Below are 22,520 nucleotides of genomic sequence, written 5' to 3' on the forward strand. Positions count from 1 at the left end.
GCGCGAAGACGCCCGTGGCGGCACTGGCCGGATCACCTCTCGCGTGCTATTCTCTAGTGTACTATGGGATCGCAGGCAAGGAAAAACTTCATGGAACCGGCCTCCGAATGTCGGGACCAACTGGGGCAGGCACTGTCCTTCGCGCTCTACGGTGCGGCCAACCGCGTGGTGCGCAGGCACAAGCCTTTCCTGGAGCCGCTGGGCCTGACCTTTCCGCAGTACCTCGCCATGTTGGCGCTGCTCGACGATGCACCGCAGACGGTCGGCGCCCTCGGCGCTCGGCTGGACATGGACACCGGCACCATCACGCCGCTGGTGAAACGCCTGGAGGCCGCCGGGATGGTCACCCGCGTGCGTGACCGTGCAGACGAACGTCGCGTATTGGTCGATCTCACCGATGAGGGTCGCGCGCTGGAAGCAGATATTCGCGGCGTCAACGCCAAGATCAAGTCGGCATGCCAACTCACCTGGCAAGACATCGACGATCTTCGTCAGACGCTGGAGGGCCTCGCCCATCCCCCGGTCGACTGAGTCCGTTGACTCAGCCAGAGAAAGAAGAACAGATGACGAACAAGACCCCGGCCATTGACTTTCCCAGCCGTATCGGCGTGTGGTGGAACAGCGAACCCTGGCCGATCCGCGAGGCGCAGAGCATCGCGCGCGAGATCGAGGAACTCGGTTTCGGCTCTCTGTTCATGCCGGAAGGCAGCGGCAAGGATGTGCTCGTCGAATCCGCGGCATTCCTGGCCGCCACGGACCGCCTCGTTGTCGGCACCGGCATTGCCAACATCCACTTCCGGATTCCGACCCCCGCCGAGGGCGGCGCGCGGACCCTTGCCGCCCTGCACCCCGGACGGTTCGTCCTGGGCCTCGGCGTCAGCCACGCCCCGGCCGTCGAGCAAAACATGAAGGGCACCTACAGTAAGCCGTTGGCGACGATGCGCACCTACCTGGAACGGATGAACTCGCTGCCCGCCGAAGTCGAGGAAGGCGCCCACCCCGCCCGCCTGCTCGCTGCCCTCGGTCCGAAGATGATCGAACTGTCCGGTGAACTCGCCGACGGCGCCCACCCGTACCTGGTCACGCCCGAACAGACCGCGGCCACCCGGACCATCCTGGGGCCCGACAAGTGGGTCATCTCCGAGCAGGCCGTGGCCGACCTCGGCAGCGCCGAGGAACAACTCCGCTACGCGCACACCCATGTCGGCGTCTACAGTTCGCTGGCGAATTACCGAAATTCGTGGCTGCGGCAAGGATTCGACGAGTCCGATCTGGTGCCCGGCGGGTCCGACCGGCTGGTGCGATCCCTGGTCGGCATGGGCACCGTCGAGCAGGCCGTGGCGTCGGTCACCGCGCACCTGGACGCCGGTGCCGATCATGTCGTCATTCAGGTCGTCGGCGAGGGACCGACCACGGACCCGCGGCCGGCACTGCGCGAACTCGCCTCAGTGTTGAAGCTCTGAGGCCACCGGCGCTCAGTCCTCACCGAGATGCCGGCCCAAGAAGGCGATCTGATCGCTGACGATCTGCTCGAAGTGCGGATCCAGATAGGGCTCGAAATGTGTGCAGTCATAAGACAAGACCTCACCGGCGGGTATCCGGGCGGCCACCTTGAGCGCGGTGTCATACGGGGTGACATCGTCCTTGCGAGCGAGCTGGACCAGAGTCGGCACCGTGATACGACCTGCGGCTCGCCCGGGTGAGTAGAGCGGTACCCGCAGGGCGATCCGCGCAGCCACGTCGTTCTCCGTGACCATCCGTTCGCGGTCGGCCCCCGCCATCTCCATGATCCGCTCATAGGCGCCCACCGAGGTCATCATCGCCACCTCGCCGGGTCGACCGATGGCGGTGACCCGGTGCGGCGACCTCCCGAGCCAGGACCCCACCTGGTCGCGGAGTGCCGCTGCGGTCAAGCGCAGCAACGCTATCGGCCGCTGCGAGAACGCCGACGCCGCCCCCGTGACGTGCGGGACCTGGACGATCGCAGCGGCAAAGTCGTCGTCGCGGGCCGCGAGATGCAGCACGTGTCCACCGGCGAATGATGTTCCCCACCCCACGACACGATTCGCGTCCACGCCGTCGAGTCGCTTGGCGAAAGCGATCGCGGCCCGCCAATCCGTGTGTTGGCGGCCGATGTCCAGAATGCGCCGTGGCTCCCCACCGCTCGCGCCCCAATGGCGGTAGTCGAACAACAGCACGGCGTAGCCGGCCTGGGCGAACCGCTCCGCGTAGGCATCCAGCCGGAGCTCGCGGAATCCGCCGAAGCCATGCGCCATGACGATGACCGGCGGGTTCTGCACGCTCCTGGGCCGATAAAGCCATGCGGCGCAGGGGGTGCCCTCGGACAGGAACGTCACATCGTGGCGGGCGAAGCCGGCCTGCTCAGTCATGGGTACGCCTTCCACACGTTTCTTGAATGCCGATCAAGACGGTACCACTCTGTTGAACGTCATTCAAGAGCGGCATTGGGAGAGGGCGCGCATAGGCTCGGAACAGGCGACCGCAGGCATCGGATGAGAAACGCGAGGAGATCGTCGCGGCCGCCCGACGACTGTTCACCGTGAGGGATACGACGCCACCCCGATGAGCCGGCTCGCCAAACAAGCCGGTGTCGCGGCAAATACGGTGTACTGGTACTTCGAGGACAAGGACGATGTCCTGCTCGCGGTGCTGAACGCCGTCATGGCCGACGTCTCCATCACCGGCAACCTGTTCCGGTACGAGCTCGAACAGGCCGGTGTGGACCCGGCAGCCGTTGAGGCCGAGGTGATGATCGGCATCTTCACCATCGAGGGATTGCTGATGCACGCACAGGACGAGGACAGCGAGCTCGCGATCTGCCGCACCCTGGCATCACGCTGGTGACCGGTCAGGCCCGTACGTCGAGAGATTTGCGTAGTTGCTTGTCGAAGATCCGGCGGGGCGCGAAGCGGCGCATCGCGGTGAGCCGACGGGCTGAGCCCGCGGGATAGCGCAGCTTCGGGTTCTTGTCTGTCGCCGCGGCCACGATGACCTTCGCCACGACGTCGGGATCGTCGCCGTTGTTGACCTGGTCGGCGACGGCGAGGTTGGAGCGTTCCCGCTGACGCTGGTACGCCGGTAACGGATGGTCCGGGGCCAAGGTGTTGTCGTCGAATCCCGTTCTGGTGCCTCCGGGTTCGACGATGAGCACCCGAATATTGTGTTCGCGCACCTCGTGATCGACGGACTCGGAGTAACCCTCGACCGCGTACTTGGTCGCACTGTAGGCGGCCATGAACGGAGCCGGCATCACCCCGAAGATCGAAGAGATGTTGACGATGCGGCCGCCGCCCTGGGCGCGCATCTGAGGAAGAACGGCATTTGTCATCCGAATCACCCCGAACACGTTGATGTCGAAGAGTCGCCGCGACTGGTCGATCGAGTTCTCCTCGCTCGCTCCGGCCAATCCCATGCCGGCGTTGTTCACCAGTACGTCGATCCGGCCGAACTGTGTGAGTACGGATTCGACTGCGGCAGTTACTGACTCGTCCCGGGTGACATCGAGGTCGACGAATGTCACCCCCTGACCGTTGTCCAGGCCCGCGGTATTGCGGCTGGTGCCCACCACCTCGAATCCGGCGTTGATCAGGGCGCGGGCGGCGTGCTTGCCGAGACCCGAGTTGGCGCCGGTGACGAGGGCGACCGGTCGTGAAGCTGGCATGTGTGTTGGTTCCTTGTCTCGAGACGACCCGCCCGTGAGCTGACTATGCTTTGGTTCAGCCAGAACGTACCGGCTGACTTTACTAAAGGCAAGCCAGCATGACAGAATGCGTTGTATGAGTTCCGCGACCCTGGTCGGCGTACTGAGCGACCGTGACTCTTGGCAGGCCGACGACTGTTCGGTTGCGGCCGCCCTGGACGTCGTCGGGCGCCGCGCGAGCCTGTTGTTACTGCGGGAGGCGTTCTACGGCGCGCACCGGTTCGAGGAGTTCTCCCGCCGCGCAAAGCTCAGCGAGAAGATCACCGCCGTCCGACTCCGGGAACTCGTGGACGAGGGTCTACTGGAGAAGCGGGCCTATCACGAGCCCGGCCAACGGCGCCGGGAGGACTATCACCTCACCGAGAAGGGCGCGGAGTGCCTGCCGGCACTGCTCGCGCTGATGCGCTGGGGCGACCGATGGGTCCGAGCAGACGGCGGCCGGGTCGCGCTGTCGCACACCGGCTGCGGCGCGCCCATCAATGTCGAAGTACGCTGCAGCGAAGGTCATCCCGTGAGCGCCGGCGATATCCAGGCCGCGTTGCGGCGCTGAGCTGATCGTCTTACCGAGAACTTCGCAAACCCGTCAATGCAGCAACGCAGACCGCTACCGGTCCCTGCGGCATCACCCGATCGTCGGCTGCCAGCTACGACAAACAATGTGCGGCATGTCGCTTCATGTCGAGAGATTCGATTGGCGAACTTGCCTCATCAACCGTTGGGCGAACGTCGAGCGCGCACCTCAATTCACCTGGGGGCCATACGGATGGCGCCATCCAGGCGGATGGTTTCACCGTTGAGCATCGGGTTCTCCACGATATGCACGGCCAGCGCACCGTATTCGTCCGGGTCGCCGAGACGCGACGGGTGCGGCACCTGCGCCCCGAGGGACTTCTGCGCTTCCTCGGGCAGCGAGCCCAGCAGCGGGGTCTTGAACAGGCCCGGGGCGATGGTGTTGACCCGGATCAGGGTGCGCGACAGATCCCGCGCGATCGGGATCGTCATACCGACCACACCACCCTTGGACGCCGAGTAGGCGGCCTGACCGATCTGGCCCTCGAACGCCGCGACCGAGGCGGTGTTGATGATGACGCCGCGCTCCGCCGACCCCTTGCCGTCCTCGAGCGGTTCCTGCTTGGCGATCCGCTCGGCGGCCAGTCGCAGCACGTTGAAGGTGCCGATCAGGTTGACCTCGACGACCTTACGGAAACCGTCCAGCGGGAACGGGCCCTCCTTGCCGAGGGTCTTGATGGCATTGCCGATGCCCGCGCAATTGACGTTGATGCGCACCGGGCCCAGCGACTCGGCGACATCGAGGGCCTTGCTGACGGCGTCCTCGTCGGTGACGTTGGCGGCGACGAACGTGGCCCGCTCGCCCAGCTCGGCGACGACCTCTTCACCCTTGAGGTCGATCACGACGACGGAGGCGCCGGCATCGAGCAGCCGCTTGGTGGTGGCCAGGCCGAGGCCCGAGGCCCCGCCGGTGACCACCGCAACCGAATCCTTGATTTCCACGTGCTGATTTCCTTTCGTTCAGTCGATCGGGACGGCGTCGCAGTCCGCACCAAGCGGAGATTGCCTATACCCGGCTAACCCCGCCGCATGCCGGTTCGCTACCAAAGCTGCTTCAATCCATGTCCTGCAGCGGTTTGACAGGACAGGAAGGCTGACCGGCAGGAATTTTGTCGCGCTACTTGGCGGTCACCAGCCGCCAGGCCGCGGGCTCACGCCCGGCGATCCCGCGGGTCAATGCTCCGCTACCCGCGACAGCTTCGGGAGGATTCGAGCCGGCTGAGATGCGTACCTTATTCGCCAGCTCCCGTAGGGAGGTCTCGAGATCACTTCCGACGAAGCCATTTACCCACGACCACAAGGAGGCCGACAGTGCCGGCGGAACCGCCATGGCGCTGCGCGCAAAGCATTCCAGCAGTGTGGTGATCGTGTCGCGATACTCCCCCGCCCCGAGTCGCACGCAGATCTGATTCTTCGTGTTCTCGTCGATGAACCCGGTGGCGACATCGGCCAGGGCCCATGCGAACGCACACTCCTCAGCCCGGTTCATCAGGAGTCCTCCCGGGTCACTGCCACGGGGATGGACTGCGTGGGTGCGTCGTCCTCGTGGTGGGCGCGGGCGACGTGGCCCGGCTCGTGCGACTTGAACTTGTGCGTGCCCTCCAGGTCATCGCGGATGGCCTCCTGGGCGGCCGGGGGCAGCGTGTGCAGGATCTCGCGCACCCGCGCCTGCCGGCGCGCCACACCTTGACGCTCGGGCATACCCGGAGTGGCCATCAGCTGCGGCGGCACACCCTCGATCTCCTCCACACCACCATCGTGCTGACCCTGCTCCATCATCGCCTGCTCGGCCGCGGCGGTCGCTTCGTCCTTCTCCTCGGACATACCGATCGGCCCGATACGACGACCATTGAGGAACTGCTTGACCACCGGCTCATCAGAGGTCAACAACACCTCACGCGGACCGAACATGATCAGCTGCTTACGGAACAGCATGCCGATGTTGTCAGGCACCGTGCGGGCGATGTTGATGTTGTGCGTCACGATCAGCACCGTCGCATCGATCTGGGCGTTGATATCGATCAGCAACTGCGACAGATAGGCGGTACGGACCGGATCCAGACCCGAGTCCGGCTCGTCGCACAAGATGATCTGCGGGTCCAACACCAACGCGCGAGCCAGACCGGCACGCTTGCGCATACCACCAGAGATCTCACCGGGGAACTTGTGCCCGTCATTGGGCATACCGACCAACTCGAGCTTTTCCATCACGATGTTGCGGATCTCGGACTCGCTCTTCTTGGTGTGCTCACGCAACGGGAAGGCGGTGTTGTCGTAAATGTTCATCGACCCGAACAGCGCGCCGTCCTGGAACAACACCCCGAACAACGTGCGGATCTCGTAGAGCTCCTTGGCCGAGCACTCCAAGATGTTGGTGCCATCGATGACGATCGAACCGCGCTCGGGGCGCAGCAGACCGATCAACGACTTCAAGAACACCGACTTACCCGTACCCGAAGGGCCCAGCAACACGCTGACCTCACCCGCGGGAATCGACATCGTGACGTCTTCCCAGATCTTCGACGACCCGAACGACTTGCTCAGATTGGTCACGTCGATTTGGACACCCATATCTGTTTCCCTCGATCAGTCGGTGCGGTACAGGTCGTCGATGACGTCGGCGTACTTTGTTGAGATGACACGACGCTTCAACTTCGATGTCGGTGTCAGCTCGTTGCCGTCGGGCAACCACTCGTCGCTCAGCAGGCGATACCGCTTGATCTGCTCGACCCGTGACAACTGACGATTCGCGGTGTCCACGGCATCTGCAACGGCCCGCTGAATGCGTTCATCGGCGCTGAGTTCGGCCGCGGTCGCGTGCGACAGTCCATGCTGTCGCGCGAAAGCGCCGGCGACATCGGGATCCAGCACGATCAGCGCAACATTGTATGGACGGGCATCGCCGATACAGCAGACCTGCCCGATGAGCGGGGAAGCGCCTTTGAGGGCGCTTTCGATATTGACCGGCGACATGTTCTTTCCGGCCGCATTGATGATCAGTTCCTTCTTGCGGTCGACGATCCGCACGAAACCCTCGGCGTCGATGGTGGCCACGTCGCCGGTATGCAGCCAGCCGTGCTCGTCGATTGCTTCTCGCGTCTTCTCGGGATCCTTGCGGTAGCCGCGCATGACGTGGCGGCCTTTAAGAAGCAGCTCACCGTCGTCGGCGATCTTGGCGAGGGTGCCGGGCATCGGCTGGCCGACCGTGCCCATCCGGATGTCGCCGGGTAGGTTGGTCATTCCCAGCGCGCCGGTCTCTGACATTCCGTAGCCTTCGGCCAGCGGCACACCAAGCGCCAGGAAGAACTCGTGCACGATCGGCGCGATCGGCGCGGCACCGGTCATCAACAGATGCACGTCATCAAACCCGAGTTCTTTGCGCAGCGGGGCAAAGACATTCGCTTCGGCCTGCCGCCATTGTTCGGCCAACTCGGCGTTGAGCTCGCCACCCTCTTCCTCAATTCGCAGCTTCACCGCGGCAATGTCGATCGCGGCGTCGATCTCCTGCTGTGCAACAGCGGTCTGCGCTTTGAACCGGGCCAGCAGCGCTGCCCGCAGCTTCTCCCAGATCCGCGGCACCCCCATGAACCAGGTGGGACGGGTCTGCGCGACGGCGGCGAAGATCTGCCGCGCGTCCTGCACCGTGGTGATCGTCCAACCGGTCGCCATCTGCAGATAGTGCGAGAAGATGCGATCGGCCATGTGCGCGGTGGGAAGGTAGGAGATGCAGCGACCCTCGGGCACGAACGGGAAGCGCTCATTACAGGTTTCCAGAACGAACATCACATTCGAATGCGTGAGTTCGACGCCCTTGGGTGGCCCGGTGGTGCCCGAGGTGTAGATGAGTGTCGCGACATCGTCGGGATGCACCTCGCGCCAGCGTGCTTCGAACGAGAAGTCCTCCGGCGCGGAGAGACGAGCAAGACTTGTTGCCCCATCCGGCAGATCACCATCGGGATCAACCACGACGATGTGCTCCAAGAACCGGAGATCCTCGGCTGCCCGAATCTTCTCGACGTACCGCTGCTCGCAGAGCATGACGCGGTTCTCCGCATGATTGAGAAGGTACGAAATCTGTTGCGGTGCAGACGTGTTGTAGATCGAGAAGGGCGTCGCGCCCAGGTGCAGGACCGCGGTATCGATGAGATGGAACTCGGGGCGGTTGGACATCATCAACCCGACGGTATCGCCGCGCCGCACTCCGAGGCCGGCGAGCGCACCTGCGATGCGCTGCACCGCTTCGCCGTATTCACGGCGGGTGATGAAGCCGGTTTCACCATGCGCCCGGATCGCGACGGCCTCCGGATCGGCGGCGATGGTGCGTTGAAACAGGCCGCAGAGTGTCGTTTCCTCGGACAGGGCTGCCGTCAGCTCATCCGGCTCGGCTATCGATGTGCTCACTCCGAGATCATATACACAGTGTATGGACGTTGTGAATGCTTTTGCCGGAATCGAAGGCAGTTGCCCTACAGCGACGACACCGCACCGCTTTCGATCAGCTGATCAATGTCAGCGACGGAGTATCCCGCCTCGATCAGCACGTCCCGGCTGTCCTGCCCGGGCTTGCGCTGCGGACGGGGCGTGGTCGGCGGGGCGCCGTCGAAACGCGGTGCGGGCGCGGCCTGCTGCACGCCATCGACCTCGATGAGCGTTTTGCGGGCGGCGTTGTGCGGGTGGTCGGCCACCTCGGACAGACTGAGCACCGGCGCGTAACAGGTGTTCCGCCCGTCGAACATCTCGTCGAGCTCAGCGCGGTCATGCATCGCTATCCGGCCGGCCAGCACGGTGCGGAATTCTTCCCATCGGGTCTCGTCGAACTGATTGCGGCGCATATCATCCGGAAGGTCCAGGATATCGCAGAGTTCATGCCAGAACTGAGTTTCGATCGCACCGATGCTCACCCACTGACCATCGCGAGTCAGGTAGACGTCGTAGAAGAACGCCCCCGAGTCGAGCAGGTGGGTTCCGCGATCCGCGCTGAAGTCACCCTTACCGCGCAACGCGTGAAACATCGCCATGAGGGCCGAGGCGCCATCGATCATGGCGGCATCCACGACGCGCCCCGTGCCGGTTGCGCGGGCAGACAGGATTCCGGCGAGCATCCCGAAGGCCATCAGCATCCCGCCTCCGCCGAAGTCGCCGACCAGGTTCAGCGGCGCGGTGGGCGGACCGCCTCTGCGGCCGATCGCGTGCAGCGCCCCCGTCAGCGCGATGTAGTTGATGTCGTGCCCGGGCAGTGACGCCATCGGTCCGTCCTGGCCCCAGCCCGTGACGCGGCCGTAGACCAGTCGAGGGTTCACAACAAGACAATCCTGCGGACCGATCCCGAGTCGCTCGGCCACACCCGGGCGGTAGGTGTCGATGATGCCGTCCGCGTCGCGGCACAGTTCCTTTACCACCTCTGCACCCCCGGGGTTTTTCAGGTCGACCGCGATCGATCGTCGGCTGCGGAACATGACGTCATGCCCGCCTTCGGCCCAGGGGTTCCCGCCCGGACGGTCGACTGTGATGACGTCGGCGCCCAGGTCGGCCAACATCATCCCGGCGAACGGGCCCGGGCCGATTCCGGCAAGTTCGATGATGCGCACGCCCGCGAGTGGCGCCTCGTTATCAACCATTCGATTCAATCCCCAGCTTCGACAAACGATTTCGTGGCCCGGCGAACACGATCAGGGTGCGACAACCGAGCCCGTGTGACGCTAAGCCAATGTTGACACTATGTCCATACGGTATGTATCTTGGGTGGCGTCCGTCACATCGACGAGCCGTTGGCGACCGTCGTCGCAGGACACCGGCTCAGAATCGGGTAGGAAAGTGAGCACCTCCATGCCAGGCCATGAAGCTTCATCGGTAGTCGTCACAGGTGGCGCCAGCGGTATCGGACGGGATATCGCCCGTCGATTCGCAGCAGCAGGCGCCCGCGTCGTGGTCGCCGATATCGATGACGTCGCGGCCAAGAGCGTCGCCGCCGAGCTCGGTGGTAATGGTCGTGCGATCCGGTGCGATGTCACCGAGCGCGGCGCGGTGGACGCCGCCGTCGCACTGGCCGTGAGCGAGTTCGGTCGCCTCGATGTCATGGTCAACAATGCCGGGGTCTGCACCTTGGGACCACTGCACCTGCTCGGCGACGACGACTTCGATCGCATGATCGAGGTCAACCTCAAGGGCACATTTCGCGGCATCCGCGCCGCCGTAGGCCAGATGCCCGAGGGCGGCGCAATCATCAACATCGCGTCGACCGCGGGCCTCAACGGCGCCCCACTGCTGGGCGGCTACGGGGCCACCAAGGCCGGGATCGTCAACTTGACCAAGACCGCCGCCGCCGAACTCCGGCCGTTTGGCATCCGGGTGAACTGTGTGTGTCCCGCACTCGTTGAGACACCGTTTTCCGATGCCCTGGTGACCGGGTTCGAGGCGGCGACCGGCGCATCGGCTCAGACATACTTCTCGGAGAAGCAGGGTCGGATCGGACAGCCCGAGGATGTGGCAAAAGTCGTTCTGCATCTGGCTTCTCAGGACGCCGGTTGGGTCACCGGCATCGCCTACCCCGTCGACGGCGGATTGATGGCCGCGTCCATCTGACCGTCGCGAAACCCCTCAGCCCCCGGGCCGGCCGCCAGCCGCTCGTCACGGTCGCTCCTGGGAAACCCATCAACCGATCAGGAGTCGACAATGACAGAACTGGTTTTCAGCAAAGAGGAACTCGCCGAACTCGCGACCGCCCCAGGGGATCGGGCGCTGGCCGCGCTCGAACGAGGTGACCTGGCGACGGCACGCGCCATCGCCGAGGAATCGATCGACGCGCACTTCTCCACCCGCGATATCTACACCGCATGGAACAGCCTCACCATCAGTTACATCGCACGCGAGTTCGGCGCAGAAGCGCTTGCCGCGTCGGTGACTGCTGCCGTGCGCACCATCTCACGTCCGTGGGCGGAATGGTTTCGCAACGGTGTTTCCCGAGAAGCAATCGGTTCCATGGCAACAATCTTCCGGATGGACGGCGCGCAGCTGGATGCCGTGGAAGAAGACGAGTCCAGGATCGTCTTCGTGTCGTCCGGGTGGGCCGGCACTCGGTCCGATGCCATCCCCGGGGGCGGCGATCTGCGGCTGTTCAGCACGGCCATCGAACAGTGGTGCTGCGAATGGCTGGGTTACCCGCCGTTCGTCTTCGACGGTGGGCGGGACGGCTTGCCGCTACGGCTGACGTTCTACAAGAACCCGCTGGACGTCCCTGTCGAGGTGTTCAGCCGCCTCGGCGCCATCCGCGATATCGCGCGCATCGGGGCAGCCTTCGACGTATCGGGCGCCCTGCTGTTCGATGCCGATGAACTGGAGGACATGCGATTTCAGGCCTACGCGCTGGCTGTCAAGGCCATCGATGCCGGCGATCTGGTCCGGGCTCGTCGCCACCTCATGCTGTCGAAGACAGAGTGGTACCTGGGACATCATTTCGGCCGTGACCTCATCACCGCGCAGACCGGCTGGATCCTGCAGAACCATGGCGTGCAGCACTGCTGGGAGGCTGTCGACCAGTGCTACAACCTGCCGACCATGGGTCCGGTGCTGGGACAGGTCGATGCGATGTCCTATCGCGATCAGGTGCAATGGCTTTCGACACTCTTTCACCAGCACGGCATGAAGTACACGTGGTTCGAGGACGAAGGCCGCCTGGCATTGGATGCCGCGCCCTGCGGCAGCGGGGGGCGGCTCATCGACGAGGGCGCCTACGACGGACCGAAGAACCTTCCGGTCGTCAAGGGACCGTCGGTGGAGAGCTTCGGCCTTGAGGAGATGCCGGTGTATTGCATGCACTGCCCCGGCACGAACAAGTATGTGCTGGAGAACGGCAGTCCGCATTTCCTGCTTGTCGAGCCGGGTATCAAGGACGGAAAGATCACCGGGCACTGCCGGTTCAACATCTTCAAGTCCGAAGCGGCCATCCCGCAGGAGATCTACGATCGGGTGAGCGTCGGCCGCCCGCTGCCGTTGGTCAGCGTCGGCGCCCACTAGGAACCCCTAACAAGAGATCCCCTACCTCGACCGAGGTAGGGGATCTCTCTTTGTCAGCTGTGGCAGCTACACGTGTTGTGCGGGTTGGGTATCGGCTTCGATGCGGCGCAACGTGCGCTCTGCCTGCACGAGGCCTCCGGCCACGCTGAGGCCGCCGATCAGAAGCGCCACCACCAGGACGAGCGCTTCGAAAACTCCCCCGAGTCCCACGGTTGGCGCGAGTAGAAAGAGCGCCGATGTGCCGAGGAACGAAATATTCAGAAGATGCTTCATCGTGTCGCCTCCCGGAAGGTCCGCCGACCGAAGTACGGCCTCGCTATAACCATATACTATGTCCATTCAGTATGTATGGCCAATTGTGAGACCAGTTCGCCCGAACGCTGAGCACGACGATGGCCGTGACCGCCGGCATGGAGGGCGCCATTGACCTTCACGCCGAGCGATCACGGCCATCATCGGGTACCGAGATACGACCGGGGCCGTCAGACTCCTACCGTTTGCTTGCTGCGACGCGGCACCTTGCCCTTGTTGGCAGCGATATCGGCAGTCAGCGTCTCCGGGTTGGCCACCTCCTGCTCGCGCTGGTCATCAGGAAGCTCGATGGCCCCGCCGAGCATCTTGATGGTCTTCATGGCCTTGGCCTCGTCGTCGTGCGGCAGCAGACGCGAGATGCGATCGGCCGCCGAGATGAACGGCTTGGCAACAGGCATGGCGAACCGCCACGGGGTCTTCTCCACACCGAGCATCTCGTTGACGTACTTGGGCTGCCAGTTCTGGATCAGGCCCCACGCCAAATGCGTACGGCGTTCAGTGGTCATGAACTTCGCGACTGCGGCGGGCAGGATCTCGGCATCGCCCGGCGGCTTCTCCGAGGCGTACTCGATGATGGTCTTGACGACCTCACGGCACAGATCATCGGCAGGCAACTCGACCAGCTTGTGGAACTTGACCTTCATGCGGGCGTCGTCGACGTTCGTGTGCAGGATCGACTCGGGAATACCGATCACCCAGCCGACGTAGCGGCTCAGCGCGAAGATGTCTTCTTCCTCCTGATCGCTGAGCCGGATGCCGGCTGCCCGGATACCGTCGACCAGGGTGACGCCGAACTGACCGGCCTGGGTGTTCATCGAATCCAGGTTGCTGATCGGCAAACCCCATGCCTCCCAGTCCCAGTGCGGCGAGTGGCTCAGCGTGTTGCGCACCGCCGCGTGAATCATGCGCACCTTGGCGGTCAGCCGGAATCCATCACCCTTGCGAGTCATCTGGCCCGGACCATAGGCGGACACCACGTAGCGGAAGCTCTCGGTGAGCCGGCCGCCCACCTCCTGCTGATCCTTGAGCCGGCCGCTGAACAACACCGGACGCGTGGAGCTGTACATCGAGAACCCTGCGCCGATCGAGCAGTAGGTCAACACCATCGGCGCCGCCGGACCGACCCGCCACACGGCGATGGCGCCTCGGTAGAGCTGATCCCAGTCCACCCAATCCGGGACGTGATCGAGTTGTTCGAACAGGCCGACCAGACCGTCAGATGGATCGTCGAGGGAATCGATGCCATGATCCAGCGCCTGCTCGAACATGCGCCAGCTCGCGTTCTTGGACTTGTCCTTGAAATCGAGGAAAGCCCGGTAGGCGTGGTCATCGCCGAGCAGTGCGTGGTCGGTCAACCGCTCGGTGTAATCACGTCCGTAACGCGCCAAAGCGATCTCACGGTTGTTGATCCTGCCCAGGTCGATCCCTCGGGGCAAACCTTCGGGCACGTCGAGCGATCCCTCGCGGTACACGGCCTGATCGGTCGTCATGACACTCCTCCTCATCTGTTCACGCAACAGCTGTCGCCGCTCCCGGCTCGACCTCAATTGGCCTGCGGTTCTGTCGCAGTGTGACCGACGCTACTGTGGCCCAAGCCATAAGTCAACGTGTCTGTTGTATCTGTATGAACACTCTGTATGCTTATCCGAAACGACCCGGAGCGAGGCAAAACGTGACCCAATCAGACGCTGTCACCCCCCTGTTCGACGTCACCGGAAAGCGCGTCGTCATCACCGGCGGTACCCGTGGGATCGGCAGGATGATCGCCGCCGGATACGCAGCAGCCGGCGCAAAGGTCGTGATCTCCTCCCGCAACGGCGAATCCGCCGCCCAGGCCCAGGATGAGTTGCGTGCTGTCGGGGACATCACCGCCCTGGTGGGCGATGTCTCCTCCCCTGCCAACGCACGCGCCCTGTCCGCCGCGGCAACCGACGCCCTCGGCGCCGTCGATGTACTGGTGAACAACGCCGGCGTGACCTGGGGCGCACCACTGGAAGCGTTTCCCGAATCCGGCTGGGACAAGGTGATGCACACCAACGTCGAAGGTCTGTTCCACTTCACGACGGCAGCGCTACCTGCCCTTCGTGCAGCCGTCGAGACCTCGGGCGACGCAAGCATCATCAACATCGGGTCGGCGGACGGCATCAACGTCCCCGCCATGGAGAGCTACAGCTACGGTGCCAGCAAGGCTGCGGTGCACCACCTGACCCGACATCTCGCGAAACGCCTCGCGCCCGAGGGGATCCGCGTCAACGCCATCGCACCCGGATTGTTCGAGAGCAAAATGACCAAATTCGTGGTCGAGGACCCCACTGCCAAGCAGGCAATCGACTCGACAATCCCGCTCGGGAGATTCGGCCAACCCGACGAGATCGCCGGGGTGGCGATTCTGCTCGGTTCGCGCGCGGGTCGTTACCTCACCGGCGCAGTCCTGCCGGTCGATGGCGGATTGGTCGGTTGCGGCCCGGCCGCGGGCCTTGCGGTGTCCGATGGCAAACTCGCGCCGGCGCGGGGATGAGCCGATGCAGGTGAGCGTCGACCGGGATCGTTGCACCGCCATCGGCATGTGTGAATCCCATGCTCCGGATATCTTCGTCATCAACGATGACGATGAACTCGACGTGGCCGATGAGATCCCGGCCGCGCGTGAATCCAGTGTCCGACGCGCCGTATCGTCCTGCCCCGTAAACGCCTTGAGGTTGACATGACACAAACCACCGCAGTCCTCATCCCGCAGTTCGGCACACCGGACGTTCTCCAGGCGGGGTCGGTCGACGTCCGACCACCACGGGCGGGCGAAGTCCGTATCGCCGTCCAAGCCGCGGCCGTCAATCCGACCGACATCGCCACCCGCAGCGGTCTGGTGGCGGCGGCCTACGCCGACTTCACACCGCCCTACATCGCGGGGATGGATGCAGCCGGGACCGTCGAATCGATCGGCGACGGTGTCACGCGTTTATCCCCAGGCGATCCTGTGATGGCGATCGTGATGCCACGTCGCCCCGAGGGTGGCGCGCACTCCGCACTTATCGTCGTGCCGGAGGCCGCGGTTGCCCCCATTCCCGACGGTCTGTCGGTCGAGCAGGCTGCGATGCTGCCGATGAACGGTCTCACCGCCCTGGAAGCTCTCAGTTGTCTGGATCTCGCGCCCGGATCAACGCTGGGTATCACCGGCGGCGCCGGGTATTTATCGGCCTTCGTCACGGTGCTGGCCAAGCGGGCCGGAATCACTGTCATCGCCGACGGCCGCCCCGACGACCGGGACACGCTGCTACGACGCGGTGTCGATGTCGTCGTGGAGCGGGGCTCCGGTCTCGCGCAACGGTTTTACGCTGCAACCGGGAGCGGTCTGGACGCGGTGCTGGACACCGCGCTGCTCGGCGCCGATCTGTTCGACGCCATTCGAGATAACGGCCGCTTTGCCACGGTGCGTACATTCGACGATGTTGCGCCGCGGGGCATCAGCGTGCGACCCGTTTGGGTTCGTGAGCGCCTCCTTGACACCGCCGGCCTATTGGAACTGAGCGCGCTGGCCACCGAGGGGGCTTTCGACTTCCTGGATGTGACCGGACGCTACGGACCGGACCGGGCGGCGGACGCCCACCGCGCCGTCGAGGCGGGCGGGCTGCGTGGGCGGCCGCTGATCGTGTTCTGACTGATCGCCGCACTCAGGTGATGCGCGGGGTACTTCCGTAGCACGCGGCATTGCCGATGTCGAGGGTGTTCTGACAGATCAGTGTGTTGTTGACATACACCCGCACCGACACCCACCGCGCCGGACCGCGGGTGAAACGCCAGTCGGCACGCACCTGGCTACCGTTCGGTGGTGGCCCCAGTGCGTCGTGTACCGGCACGGTGAAGCGCCACGGTAGAGCCACATTGGGGGCGAAGACCCGACCCGTTTCGGTGACGTATTCGATATTCGCCGCGCGCACCACCGGCGAGACCACCTCGTAGGTGACGACATCCGCGGGTGCGGCCGTGTCCTCGGCCAGCGCCGCGGGCGCCGAAATCGTCAGCGGCAGCGCCGCTGCCGCGCAGATCCCGAGTGTGACGAGCCTGTTCACGAAGCTCTCCTGTCTGACGGTCACGGGCCGGCCAGCACGGCGACCACCATGCTGTATCCGGTGGATTCCGAATAGATGCTGCTGGTACCGAAGTCGGTGTAGGAGCAGTCGGGCAGGGTGGTGAACCCCTGCACAATGGCGCCCTTGATCTCCATTCCGGCGGTCTGCGAAGCACCCTGCAGCAGGGTTGCGCGACCGGCCGGACTGCCGAGGTCTTTCAGGATCGGCAGCGGCTGCGGCGCGGTGTCCGCCGGAATCACCGCCGAGGTCGTGTCGAAATAGGAAACGGTCGAACGGTTCACGATATCGGCGGCTCGCTCCAGGATCGGGTCGTACCGCAGCGGCTCGCAACCGGATGCGCTGCGCGCCGCGATGACTGCGGTGGTAAATGCGGAAGCGGGGTCGGCCGCCGCGGCCGGCGCCACTCCCATACCGGCCCATGCCGCCACCGCCAGCAGGACGCCCGCTCTTCGGGCCCGCCGGGTGCCGACGAAGTGATGTGCCATGTGAATGAGACTTCCTGTGCTGATGCCGAGTTGCTCAGCCGCAAACATGCGAGCGCTCGATCTTGCTACCGAATCGTTGTGCGTGCTGGAATGACGGCCCGACGAACCAGGTTGGCTGGCGGGCCTTGATTCCGTTGCCGACATTCGACAGCTGTTCCCAGAGCCGATAGAAGCTCTCCCCTTGGTATAGCGGAAAGAAAATATCGCCGGCATGATTCTGGTCCCTGGTCAGTGCTTGGACCCGCGGTGTCAGGAAGGCGATCGACTTGTCGATATTGGCGGTCACCGCGTTGGCGAACTCGGATACGCCCGGCGCGTCGAACTTACCGTTGTTACGTATGACCAGGTTGTTCAGATTCTCGATCTGGATCTTGAGCTCGCGGTACTGCGGAAACCACTGGCACATCTCCCGTTGGGCATTGACATCGGCTTCGGTGACGTGGTTGCGCAACTTGTCGAAAGGAAAGGGGAACTGCGGCTGCCAAACGCTTTCGGTCGGCACGACGTCGGGTAGCGGTGGCGGAGGGGCATCGTTGTAGCGGGGCGGGTCCGCCGCTGCGGCGGGTGCAGTCAGCACCGCGCATGCTACGAGTGTTGCCACACAGACTGGTAGACGCATGAGTATTCCGTCACTCAGTTCTGTCCGAGCACGGCGTCGATTCCGCCGACATCGCTGATCTGCCAACCGTTGTTGCTGTCGATCGTGATCCCGTACGTGGCGGTGGACTGCATGCCTTCCGGCGACTGCGCGGTCTTGGTCAGCACGCTGACAAAGGTGTCCACGACATAGATCCCGGCCGCATCGGAGCGCACGGCAGCGGCCAGCGGACGCGCCGTGGAGTCCCACTGCAGCGGCGCGAGCACCTGCTCCATATCGGTGGAGGCCCGGCCCAGCTTTTCCTTGAGCTCCGGGGTGGTGTTGTCGACCAGCTTCACCTTCCAGGCACCGAAATCTCGAAAGTTCATCTGTGCGGCGTTGACCGCGTAGGTCAATGCAATTTCCTCGGCTCGCTGCTCGTTGGCCGCGGCCGTCTCCTGCGCGTCGATCTTGCCGGCGGCGCCCACATACAGCCACGCCAGCACCCCGATCGCGGCGGCCATGACCACGATCACCGCAAAGAACACCAGACTGCGCACTGTAATCGAAAGCCGCTTGACCGCTTTTGATTCCGCCGAGGCAGCCCCTGTACTCGTCGACAGACCGGACTCCTGACCGGCAACATCCTCGTTGCGATTGTCCGGGGCGTCGATTTCCAGGACTGATTTGCTCATCTTCCTGACCTTCCTATCTAGGGCTTGGGGGCTTCAGGGATGGTGACGTGCAACTGGATGGCACCATCAGCGGGAATGTTCCTCAGCATGTTGTCCAGGATGCGCCCGGAGTCGAAGTTCATCAGCGAACCCCCGATGCCTTTGAAGTGCGGCAGCAACGCCTCGGTGAGCACCTTGACATCGGGCGCGCGGTCATCGAGGAACTGCTGTATCCGGGCCAGGAATTTGCCGAAGTCCTCCATATTGCTGGGGTTGTTCCACGCCACCGTGGTGAGGAACGAGCGAAAGATGTTGCCGGCGTTGAGACCGGTCTGACCGACCATGGGCCCGAGATCCGCCAGCACCGGCCCGACCCAGTCGGCGTTCTGCAGCAGCGTCTGGAAGTTCGCCAAGGTCTGCCGACCTTGGCCCTGCATGCCCTCGACCGTGGTGCGCAGCAATTCGCTGGTCCTGGCCAGGTTCGGTAGCACTTCTTGCGGGTCGGGCAGGCCGGCATCCGCCTCGTTCACAATCCGTTTGAGCTGCTCGGGATCGGATTGGTTCAGGACGCGGACAACACTGGTTGCCAGTTCGGAGATCGAGGGCGGCACGGTGACGGCCTCGGCGACGATGTGCTGACCGTCCTGTAAGACCGGTCCATCGAGGGTCCGGGGCGCCAACCCGACGAAGGCCTCGCCCAGTGCGGACAGGTTTTCCAGACGGACATCGGTGTCGACCGGGATCTCATGGTCACCGTTGACGTAGAAGTCAATGGTCGCGTCATCGAGTCGCGACCGGATGCCGGTGACCTCGCCGACCCGGACACCGCGCAACAGCACGCTGGATCCGACCACGAGACCCTTGATATCGGGTACATCCATCGAGTAGGACGCGCGGTTGTCCGGCGGTTTGGCCTGGAGACCGAAGGAACTTATGTACACCAGCGACAGCACGATGATCAGACCGAATGCACCGAACGACAGCAGGATCTTCATGGCTCTCATGGCATCGCCCCCAGAATCCGGAGCACGTCGGCCACGTTGGGCAGCAGTTCCCTGCCGTCCGGTGCGGTGATGGACGTGATGTTGATCGCGGGGTACTTGTCCGCCGGCATGAAGTACTCGGTCATCAGGGTCTGCCACTTCGGATATTCGTCCTCGATGGCCCACTTGCTCTGCTGCACGGCACCCATGGCGTCGGCCAACGAGTTCAGCATCGGAGTCAGCCAATAGCCACCGCTGTAGATGCTGCCGATCGAAGGCACCAGCGTGCCGATGTAGCTGGAGGTCTCGGTGGCCCGGTCGAAGCCGAGCATGCCGGTGTCGGAGAACCAGAATCGGTAGTTGGGCCGGTTGGCGGACAGGACCGCACCCGTTTGAGAGGCACCGTGGAGCAATTGGTCGACGGTGTCGATGTTGTCACCCAGATCGGCCAGGTCTTCCGCCACCCTGGACACCATGGCGCGCAACTCATCCGAGCGCTCCGGTGTGACCCGGTTCAACCCCATGATGCTGGTCTGGATGCGCTGGATCGAACCACTGCCGACGAAGTTGGCCAGGTTCGCCAACGTGTCCTCCAGCTGCGGGGGCGAGATGGTCTGGGCGAGAGGAATCCGCCCGTCCGGCGGGATCGGCACGTCCGGTGCGGTATCGGCCGCCGGCCGTTCCAGGGCCAGGTAAGTGTCACCAAGGACGGTCGCCTGCTGCAGTGTTGCCCGCGTATTCGCCGGGACCGCCACCACCGAATCGATCCGGGCCGTCACGTCGACCCTGTCCTGCTCGACGCTCACCCCGGTCACCACGCCCACCGGGGTGCCGTCCAGGACGACCTTTGCGCGGTCGGGCAGGTTCAGCACGTTGGAGAACTCCAACGTCATATCGTACCCGTCACGGTACTGATTGCCGGGCTGCGGAAGGGAATTCACCGACAGCGAAGTGCACCCGGATAACAGGACGGCCACCGAACCGGCAGCGACAGCCGCGGCCATCGACCTGCGGATGATCATTTGCGGGCCGCCTCAGTGAGGGCGTACTGCAGTAATGCCACATCGACGGCGTACGGAACGCCGTTGATATCGGCGCAACTTCCTGGTGTCGACGCGTTCATGAAGCCGCACATGGCCAACCCGTTGTGGGTCGGCACCCGGAACATCGGAGGCCGATAGGCGATGTTGAAGGTGTGGAACTGGCGGTTGTTGAAGTGGTTGGCAAAGGTGTTGATCCACCACGGGACCGGGGTGAACAGATCCGAGATGGCATTGGCATGCGGAGTGGTCTTCCTGATGAGGGCGCTCAACGTATCGAGCGTGATCTGGGTTTCGTCGCCCATTCGGGTTTCCAAGACGGCGACCACTTCACTCAGCGGCCCGAAGTTGCTCATCTCATGGAATCCGCCCATGCGCGCACCACCGTCGAGGGCAATCGCCAGATCCGGTGTGGTCTGCTGGGCGTCGAGCATGATCTGCTTGATCGGGTCACGAAGGTCGGTCAACGTGGTCGTGAGATCGGCGAGGTTACGGGTGATCGATCCCAGATCACCGATCGCCTGATCGGGGCTGTCCAACAGCGCCGATGACGAGCGCAGCAGCGCTGCGGCGCCGGCACCGTTGTTCTGTGCCAGCCGGTCGATACCGCCGATGGTGTCGGCGATGTTCGTCGAACCGTCGGCGTTGATGGCGTCGAGGAATTCGTCGGCGGAGCCGATGACTTGCGAGATCGTCTTGGGCGAGAACGACCGGTCCAGCGGGACACAGGCGCCGGCGGTAAATTGCGGTCCGCCGGTATAGTTTCCGACGAGTTCCACTGCGCGGTCGGCCACGATCGATGGTGATCGGATTACGGCCCGGACATCCTCGGGCAGTTGCCGATCCGTGGTCAGCGTGAAGTCGACGCGGACCGCCGTGCCCTTCGGTTCGATCGACGTGATCTTGCCGATCTCGTACCCCATCTGGGTCACCGGATTGCCCACGTACAAACCGATGGCGTCGGGCATCATCGCGCAGCGGGTCGGCGCCGAGGCGGTGGCCTGTGCGCCGCAAGCGGACGCCGAGGCGATGACGGTACCGAGCGCCAATGTGGTGGCCAGTGCGCGGACCGGGCGGTTGCGGTGTGTTGTGTTCATCAGCACGGACTCCCCGGCATCGGGATGCAGAAGTTTGTAGCCAGTAGCTCTGGTGCGGCGTTCTGGGCGTCGAGCATGCGGTTGATCTTGTCCCGGACCCGGCGCAACCGGGGAATGATGCGGCTGTTGTTGTCGGCCCAGCGGCGTACTCGGTCCTGGGCGTCGCGCACCTTCTGCAAGAAGGCATCCCGGTTGTTCACCCAGAACTCTCCGAAGGGCTTGAGGAAGCGATCACCGATGTCACCCATACCACTGAGAGCAGCCGCAAACCCCTTGCTGTACACCGTCAGGGTCTGCTCCAGGATGGCGATCTTGCGAACCATCTGCCGGAACTGCTCGGTATAGCCGTTCATCGACTCCAGATACTCGTCGGTGACGTTGAGGATGTTCGTGATCTGTCCGCGCTGCCGTTCCATCGTGGCGGTCAGGGCGTTGCCCGCCTCGATGATTGCCGAGATGGTGCTGACGTTGCCGTCGTTGATGCCGGCCTGGATGCGGTCGAGGGACTCCCGGATCGGCGCGGGATCGACGTCGTCGGTGATCTTGGTGGCGTCGGCCAACGCGCTCATCAGGTTGTACGGCATCTTGACCCGCTCCATCGGGATCGGCTGTGCGCCAAGCGGTTTGTCACCCAACGAGACCAGGTTGACGTAGTACCCGCCGACCACGGTCAGCATTCTCACCTGGATCTGGGACTGGTCCCCGACAAAAGCCTCGGAATCGACCAGCGCGGTCACCTTGATCTGCTCGGGTTCCATGGAAAGTTCCTTGACCTTGCCGACCGTGATGCCGGCGATCCGGACGTCCTCCCCGGAGCGCAGCGAGGCCGCGTCATCGGTGTAGAAGACCACGGCGCGCTGCCCAGGTGGGCTGACGTAGAGCAGACCTGCCACCACGGCGAGAATCGCCAACAACGTCAGTGCGGCGGTCCCCCAGAAGGTTGGATTCAACGACATCTTC

Annotated in this window: 25 protein-coding genes and 1 pseudogene; 9 read left to right on the forward strand and 17 right to left on the reverse strand. The window is 64.0% G+C overall.

The window, feature by feature from the left end; all coding sequences use genetic code 11:
- Positions 1-90 precede the first annotated feature (90 nt).
- Together BST17_RS13990 and BST17_RS13995 are read left to right on the forward strand one after the other, a co-directional pair.
- Positions 91-531, forward strand: coding sequence for a MarR family winged helix-turn-helix transcriptional regulator (locus BST17_RS13990; RefSeq protein WP_083058993.1), 441 nt, complete (start codon positions 91-93; stop codon positions 529-531).
- 32 nt (positions 532-563) lie between these two features.
- Positions 564-1,463, forward strand: coding sequence for an LLM class F420-dependent oxidoreductase (locus BST17_RS13995; RefSeq protein ID WP_083058997.1), 900 nt, complete (start codon positions 564-566; stop codon positions 1,461-1,463).
- Positions 1,464-1,475: 12 nt separating this feature from the next.
- Here BST17_RS13995 and BST17_RS14000 read toward each other — a convergent pair whose 3' ends face one another.
- Positions 1,476-2,390 carry an alpha/beta hydrolase gene (locus BST17_RS14000; RefSeq protein ID WP_083059000.1) on the reverse strand — a complete coding sequence of 305 codons (915 nt, stop codon included), beginning with the start codon at positions 2,388-2,390 and terminating at the stop codon, positions 1,476-1,478.
- A gap of 140 nt (positions 2,391-2,530) precedes the next feature.
- On the opposite strand from BST17_RS14000, the pseudogene BST17_RS14005 reads away from it, so the two are divergent.
- A pseudogene (locus BST17_RS14005) lies at positions 2,531-2,865 on the forward strand (helix-turn-helix domain-containing protein).
- A gap of 4 nt (positions 2,866-2,869) precedes the next feature.
- Here BST17_RS14005 and BST17_RS14010 read toward each other — a convergent pair.
- Positions 2,870-3,682 (reverse strand): oxidoreductase, encoded by an 813-nt coding sequence (locus BST17_RS14010; protein ID WP_083059004.1) that lies wholly within the window; start codon positions 3,680-3,682, stop codon positions 2,870-2,872.
- A 115-nt stretch (positions 3,683-3,797) separates the two neighbouring features.
- Between BST17_RS14010 and BST17_RS14015 the strand changes: the two genes are divergently transcribed.
- Positions 3,798-4,271, forward strand: a complete 474-nt coding sequence (locus BST17_RS14015; RefSeq protein ID WP_083059008.1) for a winged helix-turn-helix transcriptional regulator — start codon at positions 3,798-3,800, stop codon at positions 4,269-4,271.
- 194 nt (positions 4,272-4,465) lie between these two features.
- On the opposite strand, the gene BST17_RS14020 is transcribed toward BST17_RS14015, so the two are convergent.
- The 5 genes from BST17_RS14020 to BST17_RS14040 all read right to left on the reverse strand — a co-directional run bounded on the left by BST17_RS14020 (position 4,466) and on the right by BST17_RS14040 (position 9,909).
- The gene (locus tag BST17_RS14020; protein ID WP_083059011.1) at positions 4,466-5,233 is read right to left on the reverse strand and encodes a 3-hydroxyacyl-CoA dehydrogenase; all 768 of its coding nucleotides are present in this window, start codon (positions 5,231-5,233) and stop codon (positions 4,466-4,468) included.
- Positions 5,234-5,408: 175 nt separating this feature from the next.
- The gene (locus tag BST17_RS14025) at positions 5,409-5,780 is read right to left on the reverse strand and encodes a hypothetical protein (protein ID WP_083059015.1); all 372 of its coding nucleotides are present in this window, start codon (positions 5,778-5,780) and stop codon (positions 5,409-5,411) included.
- Entirely contained in the window at positions 5,780-6,862 is a 1,083-nt protein-coding gene (locus tag BST17_RS14030; protein WP_083059018.1) for an ABC transporter ATP-binding protein, read from the reverse strand. The genes BST17_RS14025 and BST17_RS14030 overlap by 1 nt, the downstream gene beginning before the upstream one ends.
- Positions 6,863-6,877: 15 nt before the next feature.
- On the reverse strand, positions 6,878-8,692 hold the full coding sequence (locus BST17_RS14035; protein WP_083059022.1) for an AMP-dependent synthetase/ligase: 1,815 nt from the start codon (positions 8,690-8,692) through the stop codon (positions 6,878-6,880).
- A gap of 65 nt (positions 8,693-8,757) precedes the next feature.
- The gene (locus BST17_RS14040) at positions 8,758-9,909 is read right to left on the reverse strand and encodes a CaiB/BaiF CoA transferase family protein (protein ID WP_083059025.1); all 1,152 of its coding nucleotides are present in this window, start codon (positions 9,907-9,909) and stop codon (positions 8,758-8,760) included.
- Positions 9,910-10,117: 208 nt separating this feature from the next.
- Here BST17_RS14040 and BST17_RS14045 point away from each other — a divergent pair, with 208 nt between their 5' ends.
- Together BST17_RS14045 and BST17_RS14050 are read left to right on the forward strand one after the other, a co-directional pair.
- On the forward strand, positions 10,118-10,873 hold the full coding sequence (locus BST17_RS14045; protein WP_083059029.1) for an SDR family NAD(P)-dependent oxidoreductase: 756 nt from the start codon (positions 10,118-10,120) through the stop codon (positions 10,871-10,873).
- Positions 10,874-10,963: 90 nt separating this feature from the next.
- Complete coding sequence (locus tag BST17_RS14050) at positions 10,964-12,304, forward strand: hypothetical protein (RefSeq protein ID WP_083059033.1); 1,341 nt, start codon at positions 10,964-10,966, stop codon at positions 12,302-12,304.
- A gap of 66 nt (positions 12,305-12,370) precedes the next feature.
- Here BST17_RS14050 and BST17_RS14055 read toward each other — a convergent pair whose 3' ends face one another.
- Both BST17_RS14055 and BST17_RS14060 read right to left on the reverse strand, forming a co-directional pair.
- Positions 12,371-12,577, reverse strand: coding sequence for a hypothetical protein (locus tag BST17_RS14055; RefSeq protein WP_133053547.1), 207 nt, complete (start codon positions 12,575-12,577; stop codon positions 12,371-12,373).
- Between the two features lie 209 nt (positions 12,578-12,786).
- On the reverse strand, positions 12,787-14,106 hold the full coding sequence (locus tag BST17_RS14060) for an oxygenase MpaB family protein (RefSeq protein ID WP_109750135.1): 1,320 nt from the start codon (positions 14,104-14,106) through the stop codon (positions 12,787-12,789).
- A 134-nt stretch (positions 14,107-14,240) separates the two neighbouring features.
- On the opposite strand from BST17_RS14060, the gene BST17_RS14065 reads away from it, so the two are divergent.
- Genes BST17_RS14065 through BST17_RS14075 form a run of 3 tightly spaced genes read left to right on the forward strand, consistent with a single transcriptional unit; the run spans position 14,241 to position 16,271 of the window.
- Positions 14,241-15,134: a glucose 1-dehydrogenase gene (locus BST17_RS14065; protein ID WP_083059043.1), complete on the forward strand. Its 894-nt coding sequence runs from the start codon at positions 14,241-14,243 to the stop codon at positions 15,132-15,134.
- Between the two features lie 4 nt (positions 15,135-15,138).
- A complete protein-coding gene (locus tag BST17_RS14070) occupies positions 15,139-15,324 on the forward strand; it encodes a ferredoxin (RefSeq protein WP_083059046.1) in 186 nt (61 codons plus the stop codon).
- Complete coding sequence (locus tag BST17_RS14075; RefSeq protein ID WP_083059050.1) at positions 15,321-16,271, forward strand: quinone oxidoreductase family protein; 951 nt, start codon at positions 15,321-15,323, stop codon at positions 16,269-16,271. Before BST17_RS14070 ends, BST17_RS14075 begins: the two co-directional genes overlap by 4 nt.
- Positions 16,272-16,284: 13 nt before the next feature.
- Here the strand turns inward: BST17_RS14075 and BST17_RS14080 are convergent, their stop codons facing one another.
- From BST17_RS14080 to BST17_RS14115, 8 genes are read right to left on the reverse strand one after another with little or no spacing between them, the layout of a single operon-like run.
- Complete coding sequence (locus BST17_RS14080) at positions 16,285-16,683, reverse strand: hypothetical protein (RefSeq protein ID WP_308214676.1); 399 nt, start codon at positions 16,681-16,683, stop codon at positions 16,285-16,287.
- Between the two features lie 20 nt (positions 16,684-16,703).
- Positions 16,704-17,189 carry a hypothetical protein gene (locus BST17_RS14085; protein WP_234807674.1) on the reverse strand — a complete coding sequence of 162 codons (486 nt, stop codon included), beginning with the start codon at positions 17,187-17,189 and terminating at the stop codon, positions 16,704-16,706.
- Positions 17,190-17,223: 34 nt separating this feature from the next.
- Positions 17,224-17,808, reverse strand: a complete 585-nt coding sequence (locus tag BST17_RS14090; protein ID WP_083059054.1) for a hypothetical protein — start codon at positions 17,806-17,808, stop codon at positions 17,224-17,226.
- 14 nt (positions 17,809-17,822) lie between these two features.
- Complete coding sequence (locus BST17_RS14095; RefSeq protein WP_083059058.1) at positions 17,823-18,461, reverse strand: hypothetical protein; 639 nt, start codon at positions 18,459-18,461, stop codon at positions 17,823-17,825.
- Between the two features lie 17 nt (positions 18,462-18,478).
- Positions 18,479-19,444, reverse strand: a complete 966-nt coding sequence (locus BST17_RS14100; protein ID WP_083059062.1) for an MlaD family protein — start codon at positions 19,442-19,444, stop codon at positions 18,479-18,481.
- Positions 19,441-20,439, reverse strand: coding sequence for an MlaD family protein (locus BST17_RS14105; protein WP_234807681.1), 999 nt, complete (start codon positions 20,437-20,439; stop codon positions 19,441-19,443). Before BST17_RS14105 ends, BST17_RS14100 begins: the two co-directional genes overlap by 4 nt.
- Positions 20,440-20,441: 2 nt before the next feature.
- Positions 20,442-21,560, reverse strand: a complete 1,119-nt coding sequence (locus BST17_RS14110; RefSeq protein WP_083059258.1) for an MlaD family protein — start codon at positions 21,558-21,560, stop codon at positions 20,442-20,444.
- Positions 21,560-22,516 carry an MlaD family protein gene (locus BST17_RS14115; protein ID WP_083059256.1) on the reverse strand — a complete coding sequence of 319 codons (957 nt, stop codon included), beginning with the start codon at positions 22,514-22,516 and terminating at the stop codon, positions 21,560-21,562. Before BST17_RS14115 ends, BST17_RS14110 begins: the two co-directional genes overlap by 1 nt.
- Between the last annotated feature and the right edge of the window lie 4 nt (positions 22,517-22,520).

It is taken from the genome of Mycolicibacterium bacteremicum (assembly GCF_002086115.1).
Lineage (GTDB): Bacteria > Actinomycetota > Actinomycetes > Mycobacteriales > Mycobacteriaceae > Mycobacterium > Mycobacterium bacteremicum.

Coding starts and splice junctions, on each gene's coding strand:
- BST17_RS13990 (WP_083058993.1), top strand. CDS start 91: ATGGAACCGGCCTCCGAATGTCGGGACCAACTGGGGCAGGCACTGTCC.
- BST17_RS13995 (WP_083058997.1), top strand. CDS start 564: ATGACGAACAAGACCCCGGCCATTGACTTTCCCAGCCGTATCGGCGTG.
- BST17_RS14000 (WP_083059000.1), bottom strand. CDS start 2,390: ATGACTGAGCAGGCCGGCTTCGCCCGCCACGATGTGACGTTCCTGTCC.
- BST17_RS14010 (WP_083059004.1), bottom strand. CDS start 3,682: ATGCCAGCTTCACGACCGGTCGCCCTCGTCACCGGCGCCAACTCGGGT.
- BST17_RS14015 (WP_083059008.1), top strand. CDS start 3,798: ATGAGTTCCGCGACCCTGGTCGGCGTACTGAGCGACCGTGACTCTTGG.
- BST17_RS14025 (WP_083059015.1), bottom strand. CDS start 5,780: ATGAACCGGGCTGAGGAGTGTGCGTTCGCATGGGCCCTGGCCGATGTC.
- BST17_RS14030 (WP_083059018.1), bottom strand. CDS start 6,862: ATGGGTGTCCAAATCGACGTGACCAATCTGAGCAAGTCGTTCGGGTCG.
- BST17_RS14040 (WP_083059025.1), bottom strand. CDS start 9,909: ATGGTTGATAACGAGGCGCCACTCGCGGGCGTGCGCATCATCGAACTT.
- BST17_RS14045 (WP_083059029.1), top strand. CDS start 10,118: ATGCCAGGCCATGAAGCTTCATCGGTAGTCGTCACAGGTGGCGCCAGC.
- BST17_RS14050 (WP_083059033.1), top strand. CDS start 10,964: ATGACAGAACTGGTTTTCAGCAAAGAGGAACTCGCCGAACTCGCGACC.
- BST17_RS14055 (WP_133053547.1), bottom strand. CDS start 12,577: ATGAAGCATCTTCTGAATATTTCGTTCCTCGGCACATCGGCGCTCTTT.
- BST17_RS14060 (WP_109750135.1), bottom strand. CDS start 14,106: ATGACGACCGATCAGGCCGTGTACCGCGAGGGATCGCTCGACGTGCCC.
- BST17_RS14065 (WP_083059043.1), top strand. CDS start 14,241: ATGAACACTCTGTATGCTTATCCGAAACGACCCGGAGCGAGGCAAAAC.
- BST17_RS14070 (WP_083059046.1), top strand. CDS start 15,139: ATGCAGGTGAGCGTCGACCGGGATCGTTGCACCGCCATCGGCATGTGT.
- BST17_RS14075 (WP_083059050.1), top strand. CDS start 15,321: ATGACACAAACCACCGCAGTCCTCATCCCGCAGTTCGGCACACCGGAC.
- BST17_RS14085 (WP_234807674.1), bottom strand. CDS start 17,189: ATGGCACATCACTTCGTCGGCACCCGGCGGGCCCGAAGAGCGGGCGTC.
- BST17_RS14090 (WP_083059054.1), bottom strand. CDS start 17,808: ATGCGTCTACCAGTCTGTGTGGCAACACTCGTAGCATGCGCGGTGCTG.
- BST17_RS14095 (WP_083059058.1), bottom strand. CDS start 18,461: ATGAGCAAATCAGTCCTGGAAATCGACGCCCCGGACAATCGCAACGAG.
- BST17_RS14100 (WP_083059062.1), bottom strand. CDS start 19,444: ATGAGAGCCATGAAGATCCTGCTGTCGTTCGGTGCATTCGGTCTGATC.
- BST17_RS14110 (WP_083059258.1), bottom strand. CDS start 21,560: ATGAACACAACACACCGCAACCGCCCGGTCCGCGCACTGGCCACCACA.
- BST17_RS14115 (WP_083059256.1), bottom strand. CDS start 22,516: ATGTCGTTGAATCCAACCTTCTGGGGGACCGCCGCACTGACGTTGTTG.